This is a genomic window from Bradyrhizobium sp. Kon56, from assembly GCF_055807635.1.
This window is the reverse complement of record NZ_JBVVOU010000002.1, coordinates 449,161-473,409: the sequence shown is the minus strand read 5'-3', so window position 1 is coordinate 473,409 and position 24,249 is coordinate 449,161. Positions and strand designations below refer to the sequence as shown.

Annotated in this window: 17 protein-coding genes and 3 pseudogenes; 12 read left to right on the top strand and 8 right to left on the bottom strand. The window is 65.3% G+C overall.

Annotated features, from left to right (window positions below; all coding sequences use genetic code 11):
• Positions 1–43: 43 nt before the first annotated feature.
• From murA to AC0L3B_RS05335, 4 genes and pseudogenes are all read left to right on the top strand, one after another.
• On the top strand, positions 44–1,339 hold the full coding sequence (gene murA / locus AC0L3B_RS05350; protein WP_018455833.1) for a UDP-N-acetylglucosamine 1-carboxyvinyltransferase: 1,296 nt from the start codon (positions 44–46) through the stop codon (positions 1,337–1,339).
• 261 nt (positions 1,340–1,600) lie between these two features.
• On the top strand, positions 1,601–2,995 hold the full coding sequence (locus AC0L3B_RS05345) for an MATE family efflux transporter (RefSeq protein ID WP_085349723.1): 1,395 nt from the start codon (positions 1,601–1,603) through the stop codon (positions 2,993–2,995).
• Positions 2,992–3,480 (top strand): DUF2867 domain-containing protein, encoded by a 489-nt coding sequence (locus AC0L3B_RS05340; protein ID WP_085361996.1) that lies wholly within the window; start codon positions 2,992–2,994, stop codon positions 3,478–3,480. The genes AC0L3B_RS05345 and AC0L3B_RS05340 overlap by 4 nt, the downstream gene beginning before the upstream one ends.
• Positions 3,477–4,128: pseudogene (locus AC0L3B_RS05335) on the top strand (2-hydroxychromene-2-carboxylate isomerase). Before AC0L3B_RS05340 ends, AC0L3B_RS05335 begins: the two are co-directional and overlap by 4 nt.
• Position 4,129: 1 nt before the next feature.
• On the opposite strand, the gene AC0L3B_RS05330 reads toward AC0L3B_RS05335, so the two are convergent.
• Entirely contained in the window at positions 4,130–5,245 is a 1,116-nt protein-coding gene (locus tag AC0L3B_RS05330; protein ID WP_473380113.1) for an FUSC family protein, read from the bottom strand.
• A gap of 118 nt (positions 5,246–5,363) precedes the next feature.
• Between AC0L3B_RS05330 and AC0L3B_RS05325 the strand changes: the two genes are divergently transcribed.
• Complete coding sequence (locus tag AC0L3B_RS05325; RefSeq protein ID WP_018455828.1) at positions 5,364–6,731, top strand: MmgE/PrpD family protein; 1,368 nt, start codon at positions 5,364–5,366, stop codon at positions 6,729–6,731.
• A gap of 6 nt (positions 6,732–6,737) precedes the next feature.
• Here the strand turns inward: AC0L3B_RS05325 and AC0L3B_RS05320 are convergent.
• Both AC0L3B_RS05320 and AC0L3B_RS05315 read right to left on the bottom strand, forming a co-directional pair.
• A pseudogene (locus AC0L3B_RS05320) lies at positions 6,738–7,370 on the bottom strand (serine hydrolase domain-containing protein); the annotation flags it as partial.
• A gap of 231 nt (positions 7,371–7,601) precedes the next feature.
• The gene (locus AC0L3B_RS05315; protein ID WP_473380112.1) at positions 7,602–8,675 is read right to left on the bottom strand and encodes a helix-turn-helix domain-containing protein; all 1,074 of its coding nucleotides are present in this window, start codon (positions 8,673–8,675) and stop codon (positions 7,602–7,604) included.
• 270 nt (positions 8,676–8,945) lie between these two features.
• Between AC0L3B_RS05315 and AC0L3B_RS05310 the strand changes: the two genes are divergently transcribed.
• The 3 genes from AC0L3B_RS05310 (at position 8,946) to AC0L3B_RS05300 (ending at position 13,333) form a co-directional block, all read left to right on the top strand.
• The gene (locus AC0L3B_RS05310) at positions 8,946–9,863 is read left to right on the top strand and encodes a pirin family protein (RefSeq protein WP_085349718.1); all 918 of its coding nucleotides are present in this window, start codon (positions 8,946–8,948) and stop codon (positions 9,861–9,863) included.
• A 77-nt stretch (positions 9,864–9,940) separates the two neighbouring features.
• Positions 9,941–10,855 (top strand): phosphoribosylaminoimidazolesuccinocarboxamide synthase, encoded by a 915-nt coding sequence (locus AC0L3B_RS05305; protein WP_018455824.1) that lies wholly within the window; start codon positions 9,941–9,943, stop codon positions 10,853–10,855.
• Positions 10,856–11,116: 261 nt separating this feature from the next.
• A complete protein-coding gene (locus AC0L3B_RS05300) occupies positions 11,117–13,333 on the top strand; it encodes an SLC26A/SulP transporter family protein (RefSeq protein WP_247295891.1) in 2,217 nt (738 codons plus the stop codon).
• Here the strand turns inward: AC0L3B_RS05300 and AC0L3B_RS05295 are convergent.
• Complete coding sequence (locus AC0L3B_RS05295; RefSeq protein WP_473297140.1) at positions 13,323–14,156, bottom strand: alpha/beta fold hydrolase; 834 nt, start codon at positions 14,154–14,156, stop codon at positions 13,323–13,325. The genes AC0L3B_RS05300 and AC0L3B_RS05295 overlap by 11 nt on opposite strands.
• Positions 14,157–14,377: 221 nt before the next feature.
• On the opposite strand from AC0L3B_RS05295, the gene AC0L3B_RS05290 reads away from it, so the two are divergent.
• Positions 14,378–15,319, top strand: a complete 942-nt coding sequence (locus AC0L3B_RS05290; RefSeq protein WP_473380111.1) for a GlxA family transcriptional regulator — start codon at positions 14,378–14,380, stop codon at positions 15,317–15,319.
• An 11-nt stretch (positions 15,320–15,330) separates the two neighbouring features.
• Here the strand turns inward: AC0L3B_RS05290 and AC0L3B_RS05285 are convergent, their stop codons facing one another.
• From AC0L3B_RS05285 to AC0L3B_RS05275, 3 genes are all read right to left on the bottom strand, one after another.
• Positions 15,331–16,050 (bottom strand): hypothetical protein, encoded by a 720-nt coding sequence (locus AC0L3B_RS05285; protein WP_473380110.1) that lies wholly within the window; start codon positions 16,048–16,050, stop codon positions 15,331–15,333.
• 115 nt (positions 16,051–16,165) lie between these two features.
• The gene (locus AC0L3B_RS05280; RefSeq protein WP_473380109.1) at positions 16,166–17,659 is read right to left on the bottom strand and encodes an NAD-dependent succinate-semialdehyde dehydrogenase; all 1,494 of its coding nucleotides are present in this window, start codon (positions 17,657–17,659) and stop codon (positions 16,166–16,168) included.
• A gap of 122 nt (positions 17,660–17,781) precedes the next feature.
• Positions 17,782–18,102 carry a hypothetical protein gene (locus tag AC0L3B_RS05275; RefSeq protein WP_007603877.1) on the bottom strand — a complete coding sequence of 107 codons (321 nt, stop codon included), beginning with the start codon at positions 18,100–18,102 and terminating at the stop codon, positions 17,782–17,784.
• 347 nt (positions 18,103–18,449) lie between these two features.
• Here AC0L3B_RS05275 and AC0L3B_RS05270 point away from each other — a divergent pair, with 347 nt between their 5' ends.
• Complete coding sequence (locus AC0L3B_RS05270) at positions 18,450–19,643, top strand: serine hydrolase domain-containing protein (RefSeq protein ID WP_473380108.1); 1,194 nt, start codon at positions 18,450–18,452, stop codon at positions 19,641–19,643.
• A gap of 79 nt (positions 19,644–19,722) precedes the next feature.
• Positions 19,723–21,415, top strand: a pseudogene (locus AC0L3B_RS05265) (AMP-binding protein).
• A 133-nt stretch (positions 21,416–21,548) separates the two neighbouring features.
• On the opposite strand, the gene AC0L3B_RS05260 reads toward AC0L3B_RS05265, so the two are convergent.
• Entirely contained in the window at positions 21,549–22,550 is a 1,002-nt protein-coding gene (locus AC0L3B_RS05260; RefSeq protein WP_368508935.1) for an adenosine kinase, read from the bottom strand.
• Between the two features lie 125 nt (positions 22,551–22,675).
• Between AC0L3B_RS05260 and murJ the strand changes: the two genes are divergently transcribed.
• Entirely contained in the window at positions 22,676–24,226 is a 1,551-nt protein-coding gene (murJ, locus tag AC0L3B_RS05255) for a murein biosynthesis integral membrane protein MurJ (RefSeq protein WP_473380107.1), read from the top strand.
• Positions 24,227–24,249: the final 23 nt, after the last annotated feature.

The following is a 24,249-nucleotide window of genomic DNA, read 5'->3' as shown; positions in this document are numbered from 1 at the left end:
GCCTCGAAAACCCGCCCCACCCAACACGACAGCGAGAGACCCCGTGGCGCCCATCCAGTACATTGTCGAGGGCGGTCACCGGCTCTCGGGCTCGATCGAGCCGTCCGGCAACAAGAATGCGGCCCTGCCGATCATCGCGGCAGCCCTGCTCACCGAGCATCCGGTGACCTTGGAAAACGTGCCGCGGATCCGCGACACCGAGACGCTGGTCGAGCTGATCCGCTCGGTCGGCGCGGCGGCGGAATGGACCGCCCGCAACACGCTTCATATTCACGCCAAGAGCATCCGCGCCGCCGATCTCGATCCTGATCTGTGCGTGCGCATCCGCGCCTCCATCCTGCTCGCCGGCCCCCTGCTCGCCCGCTGCGGCGAAGTGATGCTACCGCCGCCCGGCGGCGACGTCATCGGCCGCCGAAGGCTCGACACGCATGTGCTCGCACTCGAGCAGTTGGGAGCCAAGGTCACCGCGACCGACCGGCTCGAATTCCGCGCTTCGAAACTGACCGGCGCCGACGTGTTCCTGGACGAGCCCAGCGTGACCGCGACCGAGAACGCGCTGGTCGCAGCCGTCGCCGCCCAAGGCACCACGTATTTGCGCAACGCCGCGTCCGAGCCGCATGTGCAGGACCTCGCCAACTTCCTGGTCGCGCTCGGCGCAGGGATCGAGGGCATCGGCACCAACACCATGATCGTGCACGGTCCGGCGACGCTGGGCGGCGCGACCTACCGGATCCAGCCCGACCATATCGAGGTCGGCTCGCTGATCGGACTCGCGGCCGTGACGCGGTCGCCGCTTCGCATCGTGCGCGCGGGCGTCGAGCATCTGCGCTCGATCCGCATGGGATTCGAACGGCTCGGCATCGTCTGCCGCATCGAGGGCGACGATCTCATCGTGCCATCAAACCAGACGCTGAAGATCCAGGACGATTTTGGCGGCCACGTGCCGAAGCTGGAAGACCAGCCCTGGCCGGCCTTCCCGGCCGATCTGATGTCGATCGCGATCGTCACCGCCACGCAATGCGAGGGCGTGATCCTGATGTTTGAGAAGATGTTCGAATCGCGGATGTTCTTCGTCGACAAGCTGATCGCGATGGGCGCGCGTATCGTGCTCTGTGACCCCCATCGCGCCATCATCGCCGGCCCCAGCCGCCTGCGCGGTGCATCGATGATCTCGCCCGACATTCGCGCCGGCATGGCCATGCTGCTCGCGGCCGTCTGCGCCGAGGGCACCTCCACGATCAACAACGCCGACCAGATCGAGCGCGGCTACGAGCGCATCGACGAGCGCCTCAACGCGCTCGGCGCGAAGATCAGGCGCGTGCCTGAACGGAAGGGCTGAGGCGCTTCTTCCCTTCTCCCCTTGTGGGAGAAGGTGGCGTAGGCGGCCTTTGGCCGCCGTTTTTGAGAACGCCGAAGCTTCGCATCGGCTATAGCGCCGGATGAGGGGTTGCTTCAGCGAGTCCTGCTGCTTGAGGGCCGTACGCGGAGAGATCCCCCTCACCCGTCTCGCCGCTGCTGCGGCGAGCCACCCTCTCCCGCAAGGGGAGAGGGAGAAGACCAAGCCATGTTTTCGTCGCCCGGCTGTGCTATTGACCCGGCCATGCTCGACACCGTCCAGCCTCGTTCGCAGCCGCAAGCCGGCGTGCCGCCAAATCCTCTCGCCGACGAATTCGTCGCGACGCTGCGGCTGGCCGTGCCGATGATGCTGACGCAGCTCGGGCAGATCGCGATGATCACGACCGATCTCGCGCTGATCGGGCGGCTCGGCGAGAGCGCGGTCGCAGCAGCAGCGCTGGCGCACACGGTCTATTTCGTCAGCTTCACCTTCGGGCTCGGATTGATGGCGGCGGTGTCGCCGCTGGTCGCGCAAGCCTTCGGCGCCGGCGATGTCAGGCGCATCCGCCGCTCTCTGCGCGTCGGCTTGTGGGTCGCCTTGCTGATCTCGCTGCCGATGATGGCCTCCCCGCTCTATGGCGAGCACATCCTGGTCGCACTCGGTCAGGCGCCGCACTCGGCCGCGCTCGCCCAGCGCTATCTGAATGGGCTGGCCTGGGGCATCGCGCCGGCACTCGGCTTCATCGCGCTGCGCAGCATGATGAGCGCGGTGAACCGGCCGCAGGCCCCGCTATGGATCACGCTCGCGGCGATCCCCGTCAATGCCGCGCTGGTCTACGCCCTGATCCACGGCCTGTTCGGCCTGCCGGAGCTCGGTCTGTTCGGCGCAGGGCTTGCGACCACCATCGTCAATCTCGGCACGTTCGTCGCCACGCTCGCCATTGCGGGGCTGCGCAAGCCGTTCGCGGAATATCGTCCGCTTGCCCATCTCTGGCGGATCGACTGGCCCCTGATGCACAAGCTCATCGCGATCGGCGCCCCGATCTCGTTCTCGCTGCTGCTGGAATATGGCCTGTTCTCTTCGGCGGCGCTGCTGATGGGGTTGATCTCGACCACGGCGCTCGCGGCGCATCAGATCGCGCTCCAGGTCACCGCCGTGCTGTTCATGGTCCCGCTCGGCATCGGCATGGCAGCCACGGTGCGGGTCGGCCACGCCTTCGGCCGGGGCGACCCGGCTGCGGTGAGGCGCGCAGGTCTCGTGGCAGCCGTGATCGGGATCGCGTTCGTCTCGGCCCTCACCGTCGCAATCATTCTCGGCCGCTATGAGCTCGGACGGCTGTTCTTCGGCAGCGGCGAGGCGAGCATGGCGACCGTCGAGCTGACTGCAACGCTGCTGCTGGTCGGCGCGACCTTCTTCATCGCCGATGCCATCCAGACCATCATGGGCGGCGCACTGCGCGGCATCAATGACACCAGAATGACGTTGGTATTCGCCGCGATCGGCTACTGGTGCGTGGGCTTTCCCATCGCCTGGTTGCTCGCTTTTCACGCTGATTTCGGCGCGGTCGGTGTCTGGATCGGACTGTCGATCGGATCGTTCGTCTATGCCGGACTTCTGATCTTGCGCTTCCGGATGCTGACGCGCAAACTGGCGGGATGAACGGGACCGTCCGCGAAGTCATCCCCGATGTCGACGCCGGCACGCTGCTGGCCGGTGCGCAATTCATCGACGCCTTTCGCGTGGAGATCGGCACAGCACCGGTGAATGCCCGCGAGGCCTGCACCAGGATGGTGTTGCACGGACCGCGCTGGATCGGTGCACTGACACGCCTGCGCAACATCCTCGTGAGGCCCTTTGGATTGAAGACATCGGGTGAAGGCGCACCAGCGCCGGGCGGCCTGATCGGCTTGTTTCCGGTGCTGAGCGAAACGCCGGAGCAGCTGGTCGCCGGCTTCAATGATTATCATCTCGACTTCCGCATCGTGGTCGATGTCGCCGGCGAAGCGGTGCTGCGCCACGTCACCCTGACCACGCTGGTGCGGACCAACAATCGGCTGGGCCGCGCCTATCTCGCGTTCATCACGCCCTTCCACAAGCTCGTCGCCCGCAGCATGATGGGGCGGCTCGCGGAGCCGGCCCGATGACGCTCTCCGTCGACCTCTACTACTCCTTTCGCAGCCCGTTCAGCTATCTGGCGCTGCCAAAAACGCTCAAGCTCGTCGAAACCTACGATCTGGCGGTGAATTTGCGGCCGGTCTATCCGCTCGCAGTCCGTGTGCCCGGGTTTTTCAAGAAGGCCAGCCCGAACTTCATTCGCTATGTGGTGCTCGACAGCACGCGCGTGGCGCAGCACGAAGGCATTCCGTTCCGCTTTCCCAGGCCCGATCCGATCGTGCAGGACAAGGTGACGTTCGACGTCGCGGCCGAGCAGCCCTACATCCACCGCCTGACCCGGCTTGGTGCCATGGCGCAGCCTCGAGGGACGCTCGCTCGCATTCACCGATGCAATCGCCCGCGTGCTGTGGGACGGCTCGGTGTCGGGCTGGAACGAAGGCGATCATCTCTGGCGCGGCGCCGAAAAGGCCGGCTTCGATCTCGCCGCGATGGATGCCGCAATCACCGCGGACCCTGATCGCTACGAGCAGGTGATCACGGAGAACGAGAAGGACCACGCCGCCTCCGGCCATTGGGGCGTGCCGACCTTCGTGTTCGACAACGAGCCGTTCTTCGGCCAGGACCGCATCGATTTGCTGGTCTGGCGCATGCAAGGCAAGGGCCTGATGCGGCGCTAGCTCACTCGGCCAAGCGCGCTGACTTGTCCGACGAGGCTTCCGACCACTCGCCGACGACGCGATCGAGATCGCAGAGATTCTGGTGCATCTGCTCCAGCGAGAAGCCGATCGCGAAGAAGCGCTCGGCGGTGTCGCTCGGCTGGCCGCGGATCAGGCCGTCCTGGCGAACGGCGGCAACCGCCTCGGCGTAATGCTGGAGCGCGACGTGCACGGGATGAATCGGCGGCGCGCCGGCACCAGCCCGCAACGCTTCGGCCGCCGAGCGCAGAAAGCGCACGATCGCCGCACTGACCTCCGCCAGCGGCGCGGCGAGCCGCAGCTGCACCTCGGCCGGCAACGGCACCACGGTCGAGCGGCCGATCATCACGACGTCGTGGCGCAGCCGTAGGATCGTTCGCAGCAAGGGACCGGTGTCGGGCCCGCTTGACAGGCGCGCGGCCCGCTCGCGCTCGGCTTCGGCACCGATCGCATTCATGCCCACCATCGCGGTGCCGATGCCGTCCTGGATCCGGTGCAGCGCATCGTTGTCGCGGCCGCGCGTGAGACCCGCGAGCAGCTCGGTGAAGGCGTCCGCGATCAGCTCGAGCAGCCTTGCCGCGCTGGCGCGGATCTGGCGCACCGCGCGCGAGGGCAGCACCAGGAACGAGACCAGCAATCCCGTGATTGCGCCGACCCCGACCTCGCTGACCCGATCGATTGCCGATGTCATGGGATCGGAATGATGCATCGTCGGAACCAGCAGCACGATGATGGCGGTGACCGTCGCTGCATTGAGGCTCGGGTTGATCGCGGCGACGAAGGCGAGTGGCGCGACCGCCAGCACCAGCAGGCCCAACAGGCCGGCCTCGGTCGAATAAGGGATCAGGATCGCGATGGCGCCCCCATAGATGGCGCCGCCGATGGTGCCGAGCACGTAATCGCGCGTCGCCTTCAGCGAGCGCCCGACGCTCAACTGGGTCACGATCAGCGAGGTCAGCACCGCCCAGAGCGGCAGCAGCAGATGCAGCGCGGTGGCGATCGCGTAGGCCGCGGTGGCCGCGACCGTGACCCGGATCGCCAGGCCCAGTTGCGTTCGCCGCGCCCAGACCCGGTCGAACACATCTTTTGGAAGTCCCATCGTGGAATATCCCGATCCTCTTGGAGCCTGCCAAAAGCATAGCTGATGCCCGCAGCCCATGGCCGCTTGAAAGGCCAAATCAGCCCGCCTAACTTGCGCGCCAAAACGAGGAAACACGATGGCCCACGAAACCGCAACGCTCGCTGCCTATGTCTTCAATCTGAAATACGGGGATATTCCGGCGGAAGTGCTGGATCGCGCAAAGGTGCTGACGCTGGACTTCCTCGGCAGCGCCATCCGCGCCCGCAGCGAAGCGGAATCGACCCCCTCGATCCTGAAGATGCTGGAGGCGCTCGCGCTCGACACCAGGGGCGAATCCACCGTGTTCGGCGACAGCAAGACCTGGACGCCGGCGGTCGCGGCGCTGCTCAACGGCGCGCTCGGCCATTCCCTCGACTTCGACGACACCCATGCGGACTCCTCGCTGCACCCGAGCGCGCCGGTCGTTCCGGCCGCCTTCGCCATCGGCGAGATGGTCGGCGCGTCGGGCCGCGACGTGCTGACCGCGATCGTTGCGGGCTATGAGGTCTGCTGCCGGCTCGGCAACGCGCTCGACCCGACCTCGCATTATGCGCGCGGCTTCCATCCGACCGCCACCGCTGGCACCTATGGCGCAGCAGCGGCCGCCGGAAAACTGTTCGGCCTGTCCGAGCAACAGCTCATCGCCGCCTTCGGCGTCGCCGGCAGCCAGGCCGCGGGCTCGCTGCAATTCCTGGTCAATGGCGCCTGGAACAAGCGCTACCAGGTCGGAGCCGCCGCGATGAATGGCGTGATCGCCGCGACGCTGGCGCGCAACGACTTCGTCGGGGCGACGGAATCCGTGGAGGGCAAACATGGCCTGCTCGCCGGCTACACCGACGATGCGCATCCCGACAAGGCGGTCGCCGAGCTCGGCAAGACCTACGAGACCATGAAGATCGGCGTCAAACCGTATCCGAGCTGCCGCTATACCCACGCCGCGATCGACGCGCTGATCGCAATGCGGCGCGAGCACAATCTGACGCCCGATCAGGTCAAGCGGGTCGAAATCGGCCTGCATCGCAACGGCATCACGCTCACCGGCGACGCCGCGACCAAGCGCCACCCGACCTCGATCGTCGGCGGCCAGTTCTCGATGTTCTTCACCGGCGCGCTCGCGCTCGACCAGGGCTCATTTGGCTGGGACGACTACAATCGTCTTGGCGACGCCGCCATCGACGCACTCGCCGACAAGTTCGACGTAGTGCAGGACGATCGCCTCGAAATCGGCCGCACCCACCCCTTTGGCGCGCGCGTGAGTATCACGACGGACGACGGCGTGCATGAGCGGCTCTACGCCGATCCCTCGGGGGAGCCGACCTCGTTCCCGGATGCACAGGCGATGCAGCAAAAATTCTTGACGCTGGCACGCCCGGTGCTGAATGCGCGCGCGGAGAAATTCGCAGACGCGATCATGACGCTGGAGCGGTTCGATCGCGTGGCAAAGGCGACGGAGCTGGGAAGGTAAAGCACCTCAATCCATCCCCGCCACCTTCCCTTTAGCGCGCGTTGCCGCAATCACATCCCGCACCAGATCAAACACACCGTCCGCTTCCGGCGGTGAGTTCGGCGAACGGCCGAGCCGCACGATCACGAGTCGTTCCGACGGAATCACGATTGTATACTGCCCGATCGTGCCCTTGGCGAAGAAGGCATCGCGCGGCCAGCCGTGATCGACGCGAAAGGTCGCGCCAAAGCTGTCGCCCTGGTTGGTCCAGAATCCGGCGCCGATACCGACCCAGGCATTGGGCGTCGCCGACGCCGAGTAATTCACCCAGCCCTCGGGCAGGATGCGTCGGCCGCCGGCGACGCCATCGTTGAGATAGAGTTGGCCGAAGCGTGCCCAGTCGCGCGCGGATGCGAGCATCTCGCTCGACCCCTCGATCGTGCCGGCGCCGTCGAGCTGGAGCGTGACGTGTCGCATGCCAAGCGGCGCGAACAATTCGCGGCGCGCGAAGGCAAGCGCTCCTTCGGGATTGCCGCCGGCGGCATTGCGGATCAGATGCGCGAGCATGATGGTGTTGCCATCGTGATAATTCCACACGGTGCCCGGCGCGGTCGCAAGCGGCATGCTCGCTGCATAGGCGGCCATGTCGGCCTCCACGAATTGGCGACCTTGGGCAGGTCATGGGCGCGAACCGCGCCGAGCGCGAGGCCGGCAAAGGCGACGGTGGTGATGAGAAGGACGATCTTGCGGCGGCGGGTCACGGGCTTGCTCCGGCTTGAGGCGCGTGCCGGAGACGAAGCGGCATTCACGCGATGCCCGCTCGCCGGATTTGGAAAACGGCAGAGCCGAAAGCAGCGAGACGCTCGCCGATTCTAAAATAAGCTAGATATTTCAGTGCGCTATAGATTGAATAGCATTCATCTTGAGCCGACGATATTCCGTCGGCGTCACGCCGGTCACGGCCTTGAAGGCGCGGTTGAAGGGACCGAGCGACTGGAAGCCGGAGTCCATCGCGATGGTGATGACCGGGACCTCGGCCTGGGCGGGATCGGCCAGCGCGGCCTTGGCCTCCTCGATCCGGTGGCTGTTCAGGAACACATTGAAATTGCGGTAGCCGAGCCCCTGGTTGATCAGCCGGCGCAGCCGGTATTCGGGAATTTTCAGCCGGCCCGCCAGCACGCCGATGCTGATGTTCTCCTGCCGATAGATCCGCTCGTCCGCCATTAGCCGCATCAGGGCGTCGATGAGCTTTTGGTCGGCGGCATCCTCGCCGACAGGCTGGCTCGCCGCGATCGCGGGCGCAGCCTCCGCAGCAGCTGGAAACAGGTCGGCGCCATCGACGCGCATCATCGCATAGGCGATGGCCGCGACGATGCTGGCAAGCACGCCGGTATTGACGGTATTGGCGACGTCGCCGACGTCGCTGCCGGCGAGGATCTGGAGCAGCGCGTTCAATCCGCCATAGAGCGCGGTAGCACAGACAATGAAGACACGGACGCGGCGGCGGCGCTCGACCAGATCGGCCGACCATGAGCCGATCGTCTGCATGATCGCGAGCGCAATGAAGCCGAGCACGATCAGGTTCACCGCGGTGACCGAGAACCGGAGATGTCCGCTCGGTGCGATCCAGAGACAGCTGACGAAGCTGAAGGCTGTCACCAGCCCCCAGGTCAATCCGTGCCACCGGCGCAGGCGAAACTCGTCGTCGAACAGCGCCCGCGTGAACAGCCAGAACACCACGATATTGCCGGTCGACACCGCGATCAGCGGCGCATGCCATGCCGGGACCAGCGACGATATTCCGACGGAATAGCTCGCCGCATGCGCGGCCGAGCCGAGCGCAAAGACCGCGCCGAGCCGGGCCGCCAGCACATTGGGGAAATCCGAGAGCAATGACGCTGCCAGCACCAGCAGCAGCGCCACGGCGGCGGCGCGAAAGGCGAGCTCGGCTGCGGCTGGGGTCATCGGGTGCTGCGATGGGTCGCGGTTGACATCGGCCGAACATCCTTCGTAGCGCCTGTTTTTTCAAGCACCATCGCTCGCCGCGCGCACTCTGTCATCGCCCGGCTTGACCCCAGTATTCCGAGAAGGTTGTAATCGAACCGATAGGCCGCGGCGTACTGGATCGCCCGCTTTCGCGGGCGATGACGGCCGAGTATGGGGTCCGGGCTTAGCCGCGACGGCGACGCGAAATCCTGCTACGATTTAACTCGAAAAAGCCAAAAGGAGTCCGCCATGAGCTGGCAACCCTCGAACGATCCCGTGCTCGGTGATCCCATGTCCTGCGATGCGCTCGACCTCGTCATCGTGCCGCGCACGCGCGACCTCGGCGACGGCTTCGCGGTGCGGCGCGCGTTACCGCACGGCAAGCGACAGATGGTCGGACCCTTCATCTTCTTCGACCATTTCGGGCCGGTGCAGTTCGTCTCCGGCAAGGGCATGGACGTGCGGCCGCATCCGCATATCGGGCTTGCCACGGTCACCTATCTGTTCGACGGCGCGATCATGCATCGTGACAGCGAGGGCAACATCCAGGAGATCCAGCCTGGCGCGATGAATTTGATGACGGCCGGCCGCGGCATCGCGCATTCCGAGCGCACGCCGGATGTACAACGCGCCTCGGGGCAGAAAATGCTGGGCCTGCAAAGCTGGATCGCGCTGCCGGCCGGATCGGAAGAGATCGCCCCGTCATTCCAGCACTACGGCGCGGCTGACCTGCCGATGGTCACCGAGCGCGACTTCACCGCGAAGGTGATCGCGGGCTCGGCCTTCGGCGTCACCTCGCCTGTTTCGATGGTGTCGCCCTGGTTCTATACCGAGGTCACGGCGGCCGCGGGCGCGGTCGTGCCGCTCGACCCTGATCATGAGGAGCGCGCCATCTACGTGGTCGACGGCGAGGTCGAGATCGCGAACGAGCGCTACGAAGGGCCGCGACTGCTAATCTTCCGCCCGGGCGACCGCATCACGGTGAAGGCGCTCAAAGCCACGCGGATGATGTTTCTGGGCGGCGACGCCCTGGAGGGCCCGCGCCACATCTGGTGGAATTTCGTCTCCTCCAGCAAGGAGCGGATCGAGCAGGCCAAGCGGGACTGGAAAACCGGCCGCTTCGCCGCAGTTCCGCAGGAACATGAGTTCATTCCGCTGCCGGAATAGGCTAATCCGGCTTCCGGTCGCGCGATCAGGCGCGGCCGGATGTCCCGTCGCAAGACCTTGCCCCGAAAGTTCTGCCGATGACCACCATGCTCTCCAGCGACCTGCCCCTGCCCAAGATCGGGCGCGGCAAGGTGCGCGATATCTACGCCGTCGACGACGACCGCCTGCTGCTCGTCACCACGGACCGCATCAGCGCCTTCGATGTCGTGATGGGCGAGACCATCCCGATGAAGGGCGCGGTACTGACGCAAATCAGCGCCTTCTGGTTCAACGAGCTCGAAGGCGTGGTGCCGCATCACATGATCAGCGCCGACACCGACGAGATCATCGCCGCCGTTCCGGCCTTGAAGCCGCATCGCGCCGAGATTCTCGGCCGCGCCATGCTGTGCCGCCGGACCACGGTGTTTCCGATCGAATGCGTGATCCGCGGTTATCTGTCGGGCTCGGCCTGGAAGGAATATGCAGCAAGCGGCACTCTGGCCGGCGAGAAGCTGAAGGCGGGCCTGGTCGAGAGCGAGAAGCTGGAGCCCTCGATCTTCAGCCCGGCGACGAAGGCCGAGACCGGCCATGACGAGAACATTACCATCGCAAAAATGCGCGAGGTTGTCGGCGACGAGACGGCCTACACGCTCGAGAGCATGACGCGCGCGATCTACACGCTCGGCGAGGAGCTCGCCCGCGAACAGGGCATTATCATCGCCGACACCAAGTTCGAATTCGGCCGCGACAAGGACGGCCGCATCATCCTGATCGACGAAGTCATGACGCCGGATAGTTCGCGCTTCTGGGCCGTCGATGCCTACAAACCCGGCCAACCGCAGGCGAGCTTCGACAAGCAGCCCTTGCGCGACTATCTCGATGTCGAGCGCCGCGCCGGCCGCTGGAACGGCGACGCCCCGCCGCCGCCTTTGCCCGCAAGCGTGGTGGACGCGACCAGCAAGCGGTATCTGGAAGCATATCGCCGCGTGACGGGAAGCGAACTCAAGATCTAGTGCAGGCCTTAGCGTCGTCCTGGACCAGCGAACGAAGTGAGCGCCGATCCAGGACCCATTACCACCGGGCGCGGTTTGGCGAAGACTGTGGCCGTCACCTCGCGGCACGACTCCTCCCTGGGATAATGGGTCCTGGCTTTCGCCAGGACGACACCGAATGGCGGGCGCTTCGGTTTCTTCCATCCGGCTTGCAAGAATCTTGTTGCGCTAAGTCTCCAGTCGTCTACCTCTCGGAGGGGAATACTCAGCGAGTGGCACGGCGTGACAGATCCAGCGATTGGCTTCACTCCGTCGACCGGGCTCAATCCGGCCCTCAAGCGCGCGCTGAACGATATATTGGGCGGGAGCGCCGCCAGCGTCCTGACCGTCACGTTCGGACTGTCCTACGCGCTGCTGATCTTCGCGGGGCCGTTGTCGCCCTATCTGTCCTACGGCATCACGGCAACTTTCGTCAGCTCCGCGGTGCTTGCGGCCGTCGTCGGGCTCGGCAGCTCGCTGCCCTTCGCGATTGCAGCCCCCGACAGCTCGACCGCCGCGGTGACGGGTATCCTGGCGGCCTCGGTGGTCGAACGCATCGAGACGGCGAACCTGTCGACGCCGTTGCTGTCCCCGATCCTGATCACGCTCGGCCTGTCGACGATGCTGACAGGATTGGTGCTGTGTGGACTGGGCCTGACGCGGCTTGGCCGCGCCATCCGTTACGTGCCTTATCCGGTGGTCGGCGGCTTCCTCGGCGCCACCGGACTTCTCATCGTCATGGGTGCGGTCCGGGTGATCACCGACCATCCGCTGCAGTTCACGACGCTGTCGCACTTCGCCGACCGCACCATCCTGCTGGAGCTCGGTGCCGCCTGCGCGATGGCGCTGGTGCTGTATCTCACCTGGCACCGCTCGCGCAGCCCGTTCGGACTGCCGATCATCCTGGTCGGCGGCGTGCTCACCGCGCATCTGGCGTTCTGGATCACCGGCGTTTCCTTCGATGAGGCGCGCACATTGGGCTGGACCTTTCAGCCACCGCCGCAAGCGGTCTTCATGCTGCCCTGGCATACCGACGATCTCGCCCGCTATCCCTGGTTTGCCATACCGGACCTGCTTGGCAATGTCGTCGCCGTCATCTTCGTCACGGCCTCCAGCACGCTGTTCAACACCACCGGCATCGAGGTGGCCACGCATCGCGAAGCCAATCTGGAGTGTGAGCTGAACGTCACCGGCGCCGCCAACATCCTGACCGGCATGCTGGGCGGCTACCCCGGTTGCAGCTCGACCAGCCGCTCGATGCTCAATTTCAGCAGCGGCGGCCGCGGGCGACTGTCCGGCCTCACCGCCGCAGCGCTGTCGCTGCTGGTGCTTGCCGTCGCACCCGAGCTGCTCGGCTTCATCCCCAAATGCGTGCTCGGCGGGCTGTTGCTCTATCTCGGCGCCGACCAGTTGCACAAATGGATCATCGAGTCGCGCAAGCGGCTGTCGAAGCTCGAATATCTCTCGCTGATCGCCATCATCGCGATCATCGTGGCCTGGGGTTTCGTTCCGGGCATCCTGATCGGCGTCATCATCGGCTGCGCGACGTTTGCGTTCAGCGCCGCGCGGGTCGAGTCGATCAAATACAGTTTCGACGGCTCGGAGTACCGCTCCTCGCTCGACCGCTCGCGCGACGACCAGGACGTGCTGCTTGCCCACGGGGGCAAGATCCAGGGCCTCAATCTCCAGAGCTATCTCTTCTTCGGCTCCGCCAACCGGCTCTACCAGCACGTCAAGCAGCTGCTGCAGGAACGCCCCGAGTGCCGCTATCTGCTGTTTGACTTCAAGCTCGTCACCGGCGTGGATTCATCGGCTGCCTATAGTTTCGCCCAGATCAAGCGCAGCGCCGGCGATCTCGGAGTCGAGCTGATCCTGGTGCATCTGTCGGCTGCGGCCGAGAAGGTGCTGCGCTCCAGCGACTTCGTCGGCGAGGGCGTCACCATCATCCCCGAGCTCGATCGCGCGCTGGAATGGTGCGAGAACGAGCTCATCTCGCAGCATCAGGAGCTGGCGCAGGAAGAAGCCAGCCTGCGTGACTGGTTCACGCGAATGCTCGGCAGCGAAGACGGCGCCGACGAGCTGATCCGCCGCTGCCAGCGCATCGAGGTCGAAGCCGGCGAGGTCATCGTGCAGGCCGGCGCCCCCGCCGATTCCATGCATTTCATCCTCGACGGCCGCGTCGGCATCATGATCCCGGCCGATCACGACCGCACCACACGCGTGCGCAGCCTCGGCCGTTACACCACGATCGGCGAGATGGGGCTGGTGTCACAGACACCGCGCAGCGCGACCATCCAGGCCGAGGTCGACAGCGTGCTCTACGTGCTGAATACGCACCAGTTCGACGCCATCAAGACCGAGGATCCAGCGCTCAGCCACAAGCTGCTGACCTATTTCGTGTCGGTCATGGCGGAGCGGCTGACCTTTGCGAACCGCACGATCGCGGTGCTCAGGCGGTAGCCCTCGCGTCCAGAAACGTTCTGCAATGTGCTACGAACAAATCCGGGTATTGGAAAGGTGCGCCGTGTCCGGAGTCGGGATACAGGATGAGCTGCGCATCACTCATCGCCTTGAACATGTTGTAGGCGTTGATGCTCGGGAACATTGAATCGTCGCTGCCGTGAACAATCAAGGTGGGCTGCGCGATTGCGCGGAGGATGGACGCCTCGTCCTTGCGGGCACACCAGGTGATGATCGCCTTCGCCTGAGGTTCGCTCACACTGTCTCCGCTTTCGGGATCCCGGTCCTGTGCGCGCGCAGTCGCTCGCGCGATAAAGCCCCTACCGGCGCGCTGGCTGGCCTCGGAGGGCGTAAAGAACAGCGGCAGCCTGACATCGGCAGCCCCACGGGCAAAGGCGTCGTTGACGACGGCCATCAGATGCTCCTCGCCGCCGCGCGGCGCCGCTCCCGCCACGATCATCTTGCGGACGAGCCCCGTCCCCCGGGCAGCGAGCACCTGAGCGATCATGCCACCGAGCGAGAAGCCGAGAAGATCGACCTCACCGAGATCGAGCGCCCTGATGAAAGTTTCGGCATCCGCCGCCATCCGCTCGACGTTGTCCGGCGTCGCGCCGGAGCTCGTGCCGACGCCCGCATTGTTAAAAACGATGACCGGCCTGGTTTCCGCGAGCCGGTTCACCACGGCCGGATCCCAGGAATCCATGTTGCCTGTGAAATGCTGAAGCAGGACCAGTGGCATACCCTTTGCCGGGTCGAGGCGCCTGAAGGCAAAGCGCATACCGCCGGCCTCGATGAATTCCGTTCGCGCCGTTTCAAGGGACATGCCTTTTCCTTTTTCTTGAAGTGCACGGATGGCTGCTGGCACGACGGCGAGCACTCCATATATGACGCTCGCCATATGTATGTCGTCTTCCCGCGCTCGAGGGTGGAGACGTATCAGCCGGCTTACGGCATCGACAGGACGTAGATGCCATCATTTCGGCCATCCAATTGGCGAGGGGAGCAGGCGCACAAACAGGTGGTCCGTCGCATCCAGGAGTCATCATGAGAATCGGCTTGGTTCTGTCTCCGAGCTTCCAGGCCGTCTGTTTCGGCGCCGTCGCCGCTTTCGACGTGGCGAACAAGCAGGCTGGAGAAAAAATCTACGATGTTCGTGCGTTCTCGGAAGACGGCGGGCTGGTCACCTCGTCTGCTGGGATGCAAGTCATGACGGAGCCTTTCGATCAGGCCGCTTTCGACACCCTCATCGTCGCGGCGGGCCTCGACATTCCAACCTCATCACCCGGCCTCGTCTGGCTGCTTCGCGCAGCGGCCCGGAATGCGCGGCGGGTTTCGTCGATCTGTCTCGGCTCGTTCGTGCTCGGTGACGCCGGGCTGTTGAACGGGCGGCGAGCGACCACGCATTGGCGCTACGCACAGGAGATGCAGGCCAGATTCCCGGGTTGCAATGTGGACGCCGACAAGATCTTCATTGCCGACGGCCAGATCTGGACGTCTGCCGGCATGAGCGCCGGCACCGACATGGTCGTCGGCATGATCGAACGAGATCTCGGTGCCGAGAGGGCTCGCTCCGTGGCCAAAGGCATGGTCATGTACCACAGCCGCCCCGGCGGACAATCGCAGCATTCGGTTTTGCTGGAGGTGGGAACGAGCGAAGACAGGATCCAGAAGGCCCTGAACTACGCCCGGCAAAACCTGCGCGAGAGCCTCACGATCGAGGATTTGGCCCGCGCCGCCTGTCTCAGCCCGCGGCAATTCACGCGACTCTTCCGCTCGGCGACCGGCACGACGCCGGCCAAGGCCGTCGAAGCCTTGCGCCTCGAATCCGCGAAGCTGATGCTGGAGCAGACTCGTTTGCCGATCGAGGTCGTGGCGCGCGAGACCGGCTTTGCGACCCGTGAGCGCATGCGACAGGCTTTTGTCCGCGTGCATGGCGAGGCGCCGCGGACCTTCCGCAAGGAGGCTGGGCCACTCGCCATGCTCTGACGTGCCTCAAATCAGCTCAGCCGGATATTGGACAGATCGATCGAGACGACCAGCGGCTCGGTGCTGAAGCTGCCGTCGGGTTGCCGTGCATAAATGCGACGCTTGGTCGGAAACCGGATGCCCGAGACCTCGACATAGCCATCGATCAGATGCGCGCCGGGCGTATTGCCGGCGATCTCCACGTCGTAATCGTGCCGCTTCAAGAGTCCGTCCGCATCGAAATAGAGCGTCTGCACCGCGCTGTGCGTTGCGATGCCATTTGGAAAACGGACCGCAAGACGGCGCCACAGCCCGTCATTCGTACGCACCGGCTCCAGCTCTTCTGCCTCGACTCCCGGCCAGGCGAGCACGAACGGGGTGTTGAGGTAAGTCCACATGGCGCAGCCGGCGAAATAGGCGAGCTGGAGATCGGTCCACGGCGTTTGCAGAGTATGACCTGCAAAGCTGCTGCGCGGGTCACGAAGCTCGTCGAGCACCGTGCCGTCGGCCGCTTCGAGGGCGACCCGCCCCGGCTCGAACCGCGAACGGCGGCGCTCGGCGCCGAAGGGCGAGTGGGACGCCCATTCCTGGCGCAGACCAACCGTCACGGTGGTCTGCTGAAGCGTCTCAGGCTGCCCTTTCAAGGACCACAACACGCCCCCCTGCTGAAGGTCGGCCGCGACCTGCTCGAACTGGTTCCAGCGCTGAAGCCCACCATGGGCTTCGATCGCCAGCTCACTTAGTTTGGTCATCACGTTCTCCTGCGTAGGGGCCGTTGCATTGAGCCCTGCTGCAGAGAACGTTAGGCCCTCACGGGAGGACGGCGAACGCCGTAGATGCCGCGTTTCAGGCCACGGCGACCAGCAGCTAAACCCCCGCCATCATCACATATTTGATCTCGACATATTCTTCCATGCCGTGATGCGAGCCTTCGCGGCCGAGGCCGCTTTCCTTGACGCCGCCGAAGGGCGCCACTTCGGTGGTGATCAGGCCGGTGTTGACGCCGACCATGCCGGATTCCAGCGCCTCGGCGACACGCCAGACGCGGCCGAGATCGCGGGAGTAGAAGTAGGAGGCGAGCCCGAACGGCGAGGCGTTGCACATCGCGATGACGTCGGCCTCGTCCTTGAAGCGGATCACCGGTGCGAGCGGGCCGAAGGTTTCCTCCTGCGCCACCAGCGAGTCCGGCTCGACGTCGGCAAGCACCGTCGGCTCGAAGAACGAACGCCCGAGCTCGCTGCGCTTGCCGCCGGTGACGATCCTGGCGCCGCGCTTGACGGCCTCCGCGATATGGCGCTCGACCTTGTCGACCGCTTTCAAATTGATCAGTGGGCCCTGCGTGACGCCGTTCTCGGTACCGTCACCGATCTTCATCGCCGCGACTTTCTTCGACAGCTTCTGCACGAACTCGTCGTAGATCTTGTCCTGGGCGTAGATGCGGTTGGCGCAGACGCAGGTCTGGCCCATGTTGCGGTATTTCGAGACGATCGCGCCGTCGACCGCCGCATCGATGTCGGCGTCGTCGAACACCACGAACGGCGCGTTGCCGCCGAGCTCGAGGCCGAGCCGCTTCACGCCGACGGAGGCCTGCCGGTAGAGAATCTTGCCGACCGCGGTCGAGCCGGTGAAGCCGACGAAACGCACGGCCGGATGCTCGCACAACACCTTGCCGATCGGCGCTGCATCGCCCGTGACGATGTTGAACACACCCTTGGGCACGCCGGCTCTCTCCGCGAGCGCGGCAAGCGCCAGCGCCGACAGCGGCGTTTCATTGGCGGGCTTCAGCACCACGGTGCACCCGGCCGCAAGCGCCGGCGAAACCTTTCGTGTGATCATCGAGTTCGGGAAATTCCACGGCGTGATCGCGCCGCAGACGCCGATCGGCTGCTTGATCGCGAGCAAGCGCGCATCCGGCCGCTGCGTCGGAATCGTCTCGCCATAGACGCGGCGGGCCTCCTCGGCGAAAAATTCGACATAGGCGCCGCCGATGTCGACCTCGCCGAGCGCTTCGGCGAGCGGCTTGCCCTGCTCGGAGGTGAGGATCAGCGCGAGGTCCTCGCGATTGGCGATGATCAGCTCGAACCATTTGCGCAAAATATTGGAGCGCTGCTTGGCGGTGTGCTTGGCCCAGCCCGGGAACGCGCGCTCGGCGGCCTCGACCGCCCTGGTGGCGTCATCGGCCGAAAGCTGCGGAACCTTTGCAAGCTCGATGCCGGTTGCGGGATTGTTGACGGCGAAGACCGGCGAGCCGACCCAGGTGCCGTCGATGTAACAGGCCTCCTTCAGCAGCGACGGGTCCTTCAACCGGTCGCGCAGATTGGACGTGGCGTGCTGGGCACGTGCGGCGGCGGTCGGGGTCATGGCGTTGCTCCTGCGGGGCTTTTGCGGGCTGTTCCGGTTCGGCCGGAATATAGGGAGACGCGGCGCGCAATGCACCGTCCCGCAACGCACATCTGCTGGGAGCCAGGCTCGGAGCGGCGGAGTTACGCCGCGCCGCTCAGATAGGTCTCGCGCCGCCCGATCATGCGCTCGGCGGCGGCCTTGGCGTCGGCCTTCGAGGAGGTTGCGCAGGTCCGGTATTCGAGATCAGGAACGTCGGACGCGTTGCGGCGGCCGAACCAGGACTTTGAACCGACCGGCAGCAGCGCCAGCGCCTGTGCCAGATTGTCGACAGCGCCGAAGGAATAAAGTGCGCCGGTGCCGGCGATGCGGACCTCGTAGATGCCGGGCGCGATCGGCGCTTCGAGATTCTCGCCCCGTCCGGGACGGGGATAGCGCTTCCATTCGCTCCAGGTCGAAATCATCTGAGGTCCCCCCTCGCGGCCGGTGGGCGGCCGCCAATTTGCATCAAGTCTTAACGTCGACCGTCGATCGGCCGAGAGCTGAACGCCGCAGCTCACAAAATGTTTCAAGTGCTTCAAACAGTCGAAACATCTCGCCAGCACCCATCCACGGTCACGGCTGGTTGCGGCCATCCACCACAGATTGTGACGGAGTGTTGCAGGTCAGCCGCCTTGTCGTCGTGCGAGGGGAGCCGACCGTCAAGTCACGACATCGCGACCGCGGCAGGTACGCGGATGTGCTTGCCGCGCGGCGCACGCGGGAGGACAATCGATCGCTTCCAACAATAATCAAACCGGAGGAAACGCGGATGCAAGGCAAAGCTGAGATCGACCAGATTCTGCGCCAGAAGAGCGAGGCCAGGGAGATTCCCGGCGTCGTCGCCATCGCCGCCAGCGGTACCGAGGTGCTGTATCAGGGCGCGTTCGGCAAACGCGACCTGTCCAAGCCGGATGCGATGACCGCCGACAGCGTGTTCTGGATCGCATCGATGACGAAGGCGGTGACATCAGCGGGCGCGATGCAGCTCGTCGAGCAAGGCAAGCTGTCGCTGGATGCGCCGATCGGCGAGGTGTTGCCCGATCTCGCCAAGCCGCAGGTGCTCGAAGGTTTCGATGCCAAGGGCGAAGCCAAGCTGCGGCCGGCCAAGGGGCCGATCACGCTGCGCCAGCTCATGACCCACACCGCCGGCTTTGCCTACAACATGTGGAACGGCGATCTCGCGATCCATCTCGAGAAATCCCGCATCCCCGCCATCACCACCTGCCAGAACGCGGCGTTGAAGACGCCGGTTATGACCGACCCCGGCACGCGCTGGGAATACGGCACCAATATCGATTTCGTCGGCAAGGCGGTGGAAGCCGTCAGCGGCAAGCGCCTCGATGCCTATCTGCGCGACAATCTGTTCGCACCGCTCGGCATGAGCGATACCGCTTTCAAGATCACCGACGACATGCGCAAGCGTCTGGTCGGCATGCATGCGCGCGGCGAGGATGGCCAGCTCGCCGCGATCCCGTTCGAGCTCGAGCAGGAGCCGGAATTCCACATGGGCGGCGGCGGCCTTTATTCGACCGCGGCCGACTACATCAAGTTTACCCAGATGATCCTGAACAAGGGCCGCGGCAACGGCAATCAGGTGCTGAAGGCCGAGACCATCGCGACGATGGGGCAGAACCACATCGGCGACCTCGCCATGGGCAAGATGACCACGGCGGCGCCGATGTACACCAATGACGTCGATCTCTATCCGGAGCAGGTGAAGAAGTGGGGCCTCAGCTTCATGATCAACACCGCCAAGACCGCCGAGGGCCGCAGCGCGGGCAGCCTCGCCTGGGCGGGCCTCGCCAACACCTATTACTGGATCGACCCGGCGCGCGACGTCACCGGCGTGATCCTGATGCAGCTGCTGCCATTCGCCGACGCAAAGTGTCTGGAGGCTTTTGCCGGCTTCGAGCGCGGCGTCTATGCCGGGCTCGATGCGGGAAGCGGGCAGAAGGCGGCGTGAGGCGCGCCTGACTCTCACGACGCGTCACGGCCGGGCTTGTTGTCCCGGCCGTGCACGCAGCCGACTGGAGGACACGATCTTGGCAGACAAAGCCGACAGTTACGTTTGCGGCACCTCCGACACGCCGCTGCTCGGCGACACCATCGGGCGCAGCCTCGATCAGGCCGCGCGGCGCTGGAGCGATCGTGAGGCGCTGGTCTCGCCCGGCCACGGCGTGAGATGGACATGGGGAGAGTTTGCCGCGCGGGTCGACGCGCTCGCCGCCGGCTTTGTCGCGCTCGGCCTCGAACGCGGCGGGCGGATCGGCATCTGGTCGCTGAACCGGCCGGAATGGACACTGACCCAGTTTGCCGCCGCCAAGGCCGGCCTCATCCTGGTGACGATCAATCCGGCCTACCGGCTGAGCGAGCTGGAATTCGCGCTTCACAAGGTCGGATGCAGCGCCATCGTCACCGCGACGGCATTCAAGACCAGCAACTACATGGACATGCTCAACACGCTGTTGCCGGAGCTCGCGAGCGCCAAGCCCGGGCAATTGCGCGCGGCGCGGCTGCCGGCCTTGCGCATCGTGATCCAGATCGGCGGCCCCGCCTGCCCGGGCACGATCCCGTTCGACGAGGTCGCCGGCATGGGCGGTACCCTGCATCGCGAACAGCTCGCCGCGCTCAGTGCCTCGCTGCAATTCGACGACGCCGTCAACATCCAGTTCACCAGCGGAACGACGGGATCGCCCAAGGGCGTGACGCTGACCCATCACAACATTCTCAACAACGGCTATTTCGTCGGCCGCGCCATGCGCCTGACCGAACAGGACCGCATCTGCATTCCGGTGCCGCTCTATCATTGCTTCGGCATGGTGATGGGCAACCTCGCCTCCGTCACGCTCGGCGCAACGATGGTCTATCCCGGCGAGGGGTTTGATCCGCTGGCAACGCTGCGGACGATCGAGCAGGAAAAATGCACCGCGCTGTACGGTGTGCCGACCATGTTCATCGCCGAACTCGACCACGGCGAATTCTCAAACTTCGATCTGACATCGCTGCGCACCGGCATCATGGCCGGTGCACCCTGCCCGATCGAGGTGATGAAGCGCGTCAACAGCGAGATGAACATGGGCGAGGTCACGATCGCCTATGGCATGACCGAGACAAGCCCGGTCAGCTTCCAAAGCGCCGTCGACGACCCGCTCGATCGCCGCGTCTCGACGGTCGGGCGAATCCATCCGCATGTCGAGGTCAAGGTCGTCGATCTCGAGGGCAAGATCGTCAAGCGCGGCGAACGGGGCGAGCTCTGCACCCGCGGCTACAGCGTGATGCTGGGCTACTGGGAGGAGCCGGAGAAGACCGCGGATGTGCTCGACGCCAAAGGCTGGATGCATACCGGCGACATCGCCATCATCGACGACCAGGCATTGCAACATCGTCGGCCGCATCAAGGACATGGTGATCCGCGGCGGCGAGAACCTCTATCCCCGCGAGATCGAGGAATTTCTCTACCGCCATCCCAAGATTCAGGACGTGCAGATCTTTGGCGTTGCGGATACCCGCTACGGCGAGGAGCTCTGCGCCTGGATCCGCGTCAGGCCCGGCGAGACGCTGACGAAGGAAGAGGTGCGCACCTTCTGCGACGGCCAGATCGCCCACAACAAGATTCCGCGGTACGTGGAATTCGTCGACGAGTTTCCGATGACCGTGACCGGAAAGGTCCAGAAATTCCTGATGCGCGACGACGTGGAGCAACGGCTTGGACTGAAAGCCGCGAAGACGGCGTGAGCCGCAGCTGTCATTCCCCGCGAAGGCGGGGAATCCAATACGCCGGAGCCTCTCGATAGAACCACGACCGTCTCGGAGTACTGGATCGCCCGGCCAAGCCGGGCGATGACAGCGAGGATGAGGCTATTCCACCTTAAGCCGTCAGCCCGCGCTGCCCGGCGAGCTCCTTCAGCGACACCTGTGGACGCGCGCCGATGTGCTGGATCACTTCGGCGGCCGCGAGCGCGCCGAGTTCGCCGCACTGCTTGTGGGGCAGGTTGCGCGCCAGACCGAACAGGAAGCCGGCGGCGAAGAGATCGCCGGCCCCGGTGGTGTCCACGAGTTTCGCGATCGGAGACGCCGGGGCTGCGACTGCGTCAGTTGGCGTCACCACCACGCAGCCTTTCTCGCTGCGGGTGACCACGCCGAGATTGACGTCGTTGCGCAGCTGCTTGAGCGCGGTGTCGAAGTCCGAGGTCTGGTAGAGCGAATGCAGCTCGGACTCGTTCGCGAACACGATATCGACGGTGCCGTTGCGCATCAGCCCCAGGAACTCGTCGCGATAACGATCGACGCAGAAGGAATCCGACAACGTCAGCGCCACCTTGCGCTTGGCATCATGAGCGATCTTGGCCGCCTTGACGAAGGCGTCCTTGGCGTTCTTGGGGTCCCAGAGATAGCCCTCGAGGTAGACGATGCCGGCCGCGGCGATCTCGGCCGGGTCGATGTCGGCGGGCGACAGGTCCTGCGCGGCGCCGAGATAGGTGTTCATGGTGCGCTCGCCGTCGTCAGTCACCAGGATGTAGGAGCAGCCGGTCGCAGGACCGTCCTTCGCCGCGGGCGTGTTGAAGGCGACGCCGGCCGCGCGGATGTCGTGGACGTAGAGCTTCCCGATCTGGTCGTCCTTGACCTTGCCGACATAGGCGGCGCGCGCCCCGAGGCTGCCGATGCCGACGATGGTGTTGGCGGCCGAACCGCCGGAAACTTCCGTCGCCGGGCCCATGTCCTTGTAGATGGCGGCGGCCCGCGCCTCGTCGATCAGGGACATGCTGCCCTTGGTCATGCCGTGCTTGCCCAGAAAGGCTTCGTCGGTCTTGACCAGCACGTCGAACAGCGCGTTGCCGATGCCGAGAACGTCATATTTCACGTCAGCCATTCACCTTGATCCTGTTTGGCGGATTGCGATACCCGCGGAAATCCGCTTCCTGTCGGTCTGAAATCTGGCTCGCGGCCTATCACGGCCGGCCCTTCGCGGGCAAGCAACGGTATTATGCAGTTCCGATGATCCGCTCCTTCCTGACCGTCTCGACGGGGACACTGGCTTCACGGCTGCTGGGCTTTGCACGCGATTCCCTGATCGCGGCGCTGCTCGGCACCGGCGCCGTGGCGGACGCGTTTCTGGCGGCATTTCAGCTCGTCAATGTGGTGCGGCGCCTGCTCAGCGAGGGGGCCCTGAATGCGGCGCTGATCCCGGCCTGGCTGCGCGTTCGTGACCGCGACGGCGAGGCGGCTGCCGCGGCGTTCGCGGGACGCGTGCTCGGCACCGCGAGCGCGGGCCTGATCGCAATCTCAATCGTGATTGCACTGCTGATGCCGCTGATCATCATGATCATCGCGCCGGGCTTCGTCGGCAGCGCATCGCTCGATCTCGCCGTCCAGAATGCGAGGCTGATGCTGCCTTATCTCGCCTTCGCGGGACCCGTCACGGTGCTGATGGGCCTGCTCAACGCGCAGGGGCGCTTTGCACTCACCGCCTTCTCGCCGCTGCTGTTCAACATCGCCCTGATCGCTGCGATCACAACACTCCTGCTGTGGCACGTCGACGCGACCGTCGCCGCGTGGATATTGGCGGCCTCCGTCGGCATCGCCGGCCTGTTGCAGCTCCTGATGCTGCTGTCGCAGCGAAGTGCGCGTCTGGCGACACCGTTGCGCGTGAGCTTCGACAAGGACATGCGCGGCTTCTTCGCCAAGGCGATCCCGGGCATGATCGCGAGCTCCGGCCCGCAATGGCTGATGGTTGCCGGCGCGATCATCGCCTCCGCCACGCCGGCCGCGGTCTCCTGGCTCTATTTCGCCAACCGCTTGATCGAGCTGCCGCTCGGTATTGTCGGCGTCGCCATGGGTACGGTGCTGGTGCCGGAGCTGACGCGCGCGGCGAGGAGCGGTGACCGTGACGCGGTTGCGCATGTGGAATCGCGCGCGCTGGAACTCGCGACCGGGCTGGCATTGCCGGCGACGCTCGGCCTGATCGTGCTGGCCGAGCCGACCGTGCGGCTGCTGTTCGAACACGGCGCCTTTGGCGCGGAGGACAGCGCGTCCACGGCGCATGCCCTGATGTGGCTGGCGCTGGGACTGCCGGCGCATGTGCTGATCAAAGCGCTGTCCCCGGCCTATTTTGCCCGCAGCGACACGATGACGCCGCTGCTGGTGACCGCGAAAGGGTTCGTGGTCGCGGTCGCGCTCGCGATCCTGCTCGGTCACTTCTTCGGCGCGAGCGGGATCGCCGCCAGCATTGCCGCCGGCGCCTGGAGCAGTGCGATCTCGCTGCTCCGGAAAGGCACGCGTGAATTCGGCTTCTCGGTCGACGCCGCCGCCCGCAAGCGGCTGCCGCGAATCGTGCTCGCCGCGCTCGCCATGGGCGGCCTGCTGTGGCTGACCGCGGGCCTCTTGCCTTCACAGGCCCATGGGCTCATCCGCTTCATTGCGCTGGGATCACAGATCGCCGCCGGAATCGTCGTCTATGGCTTGCTCCTGCAAATCCTCCGCGTCGCGTCCTGGCGCGAGGCGGCCGGTGCCTTGAAGCGCCCCGCCCAGCCCGATCCCGGCGCCTGAAGTCAGCGAAATTCCCTTGACGG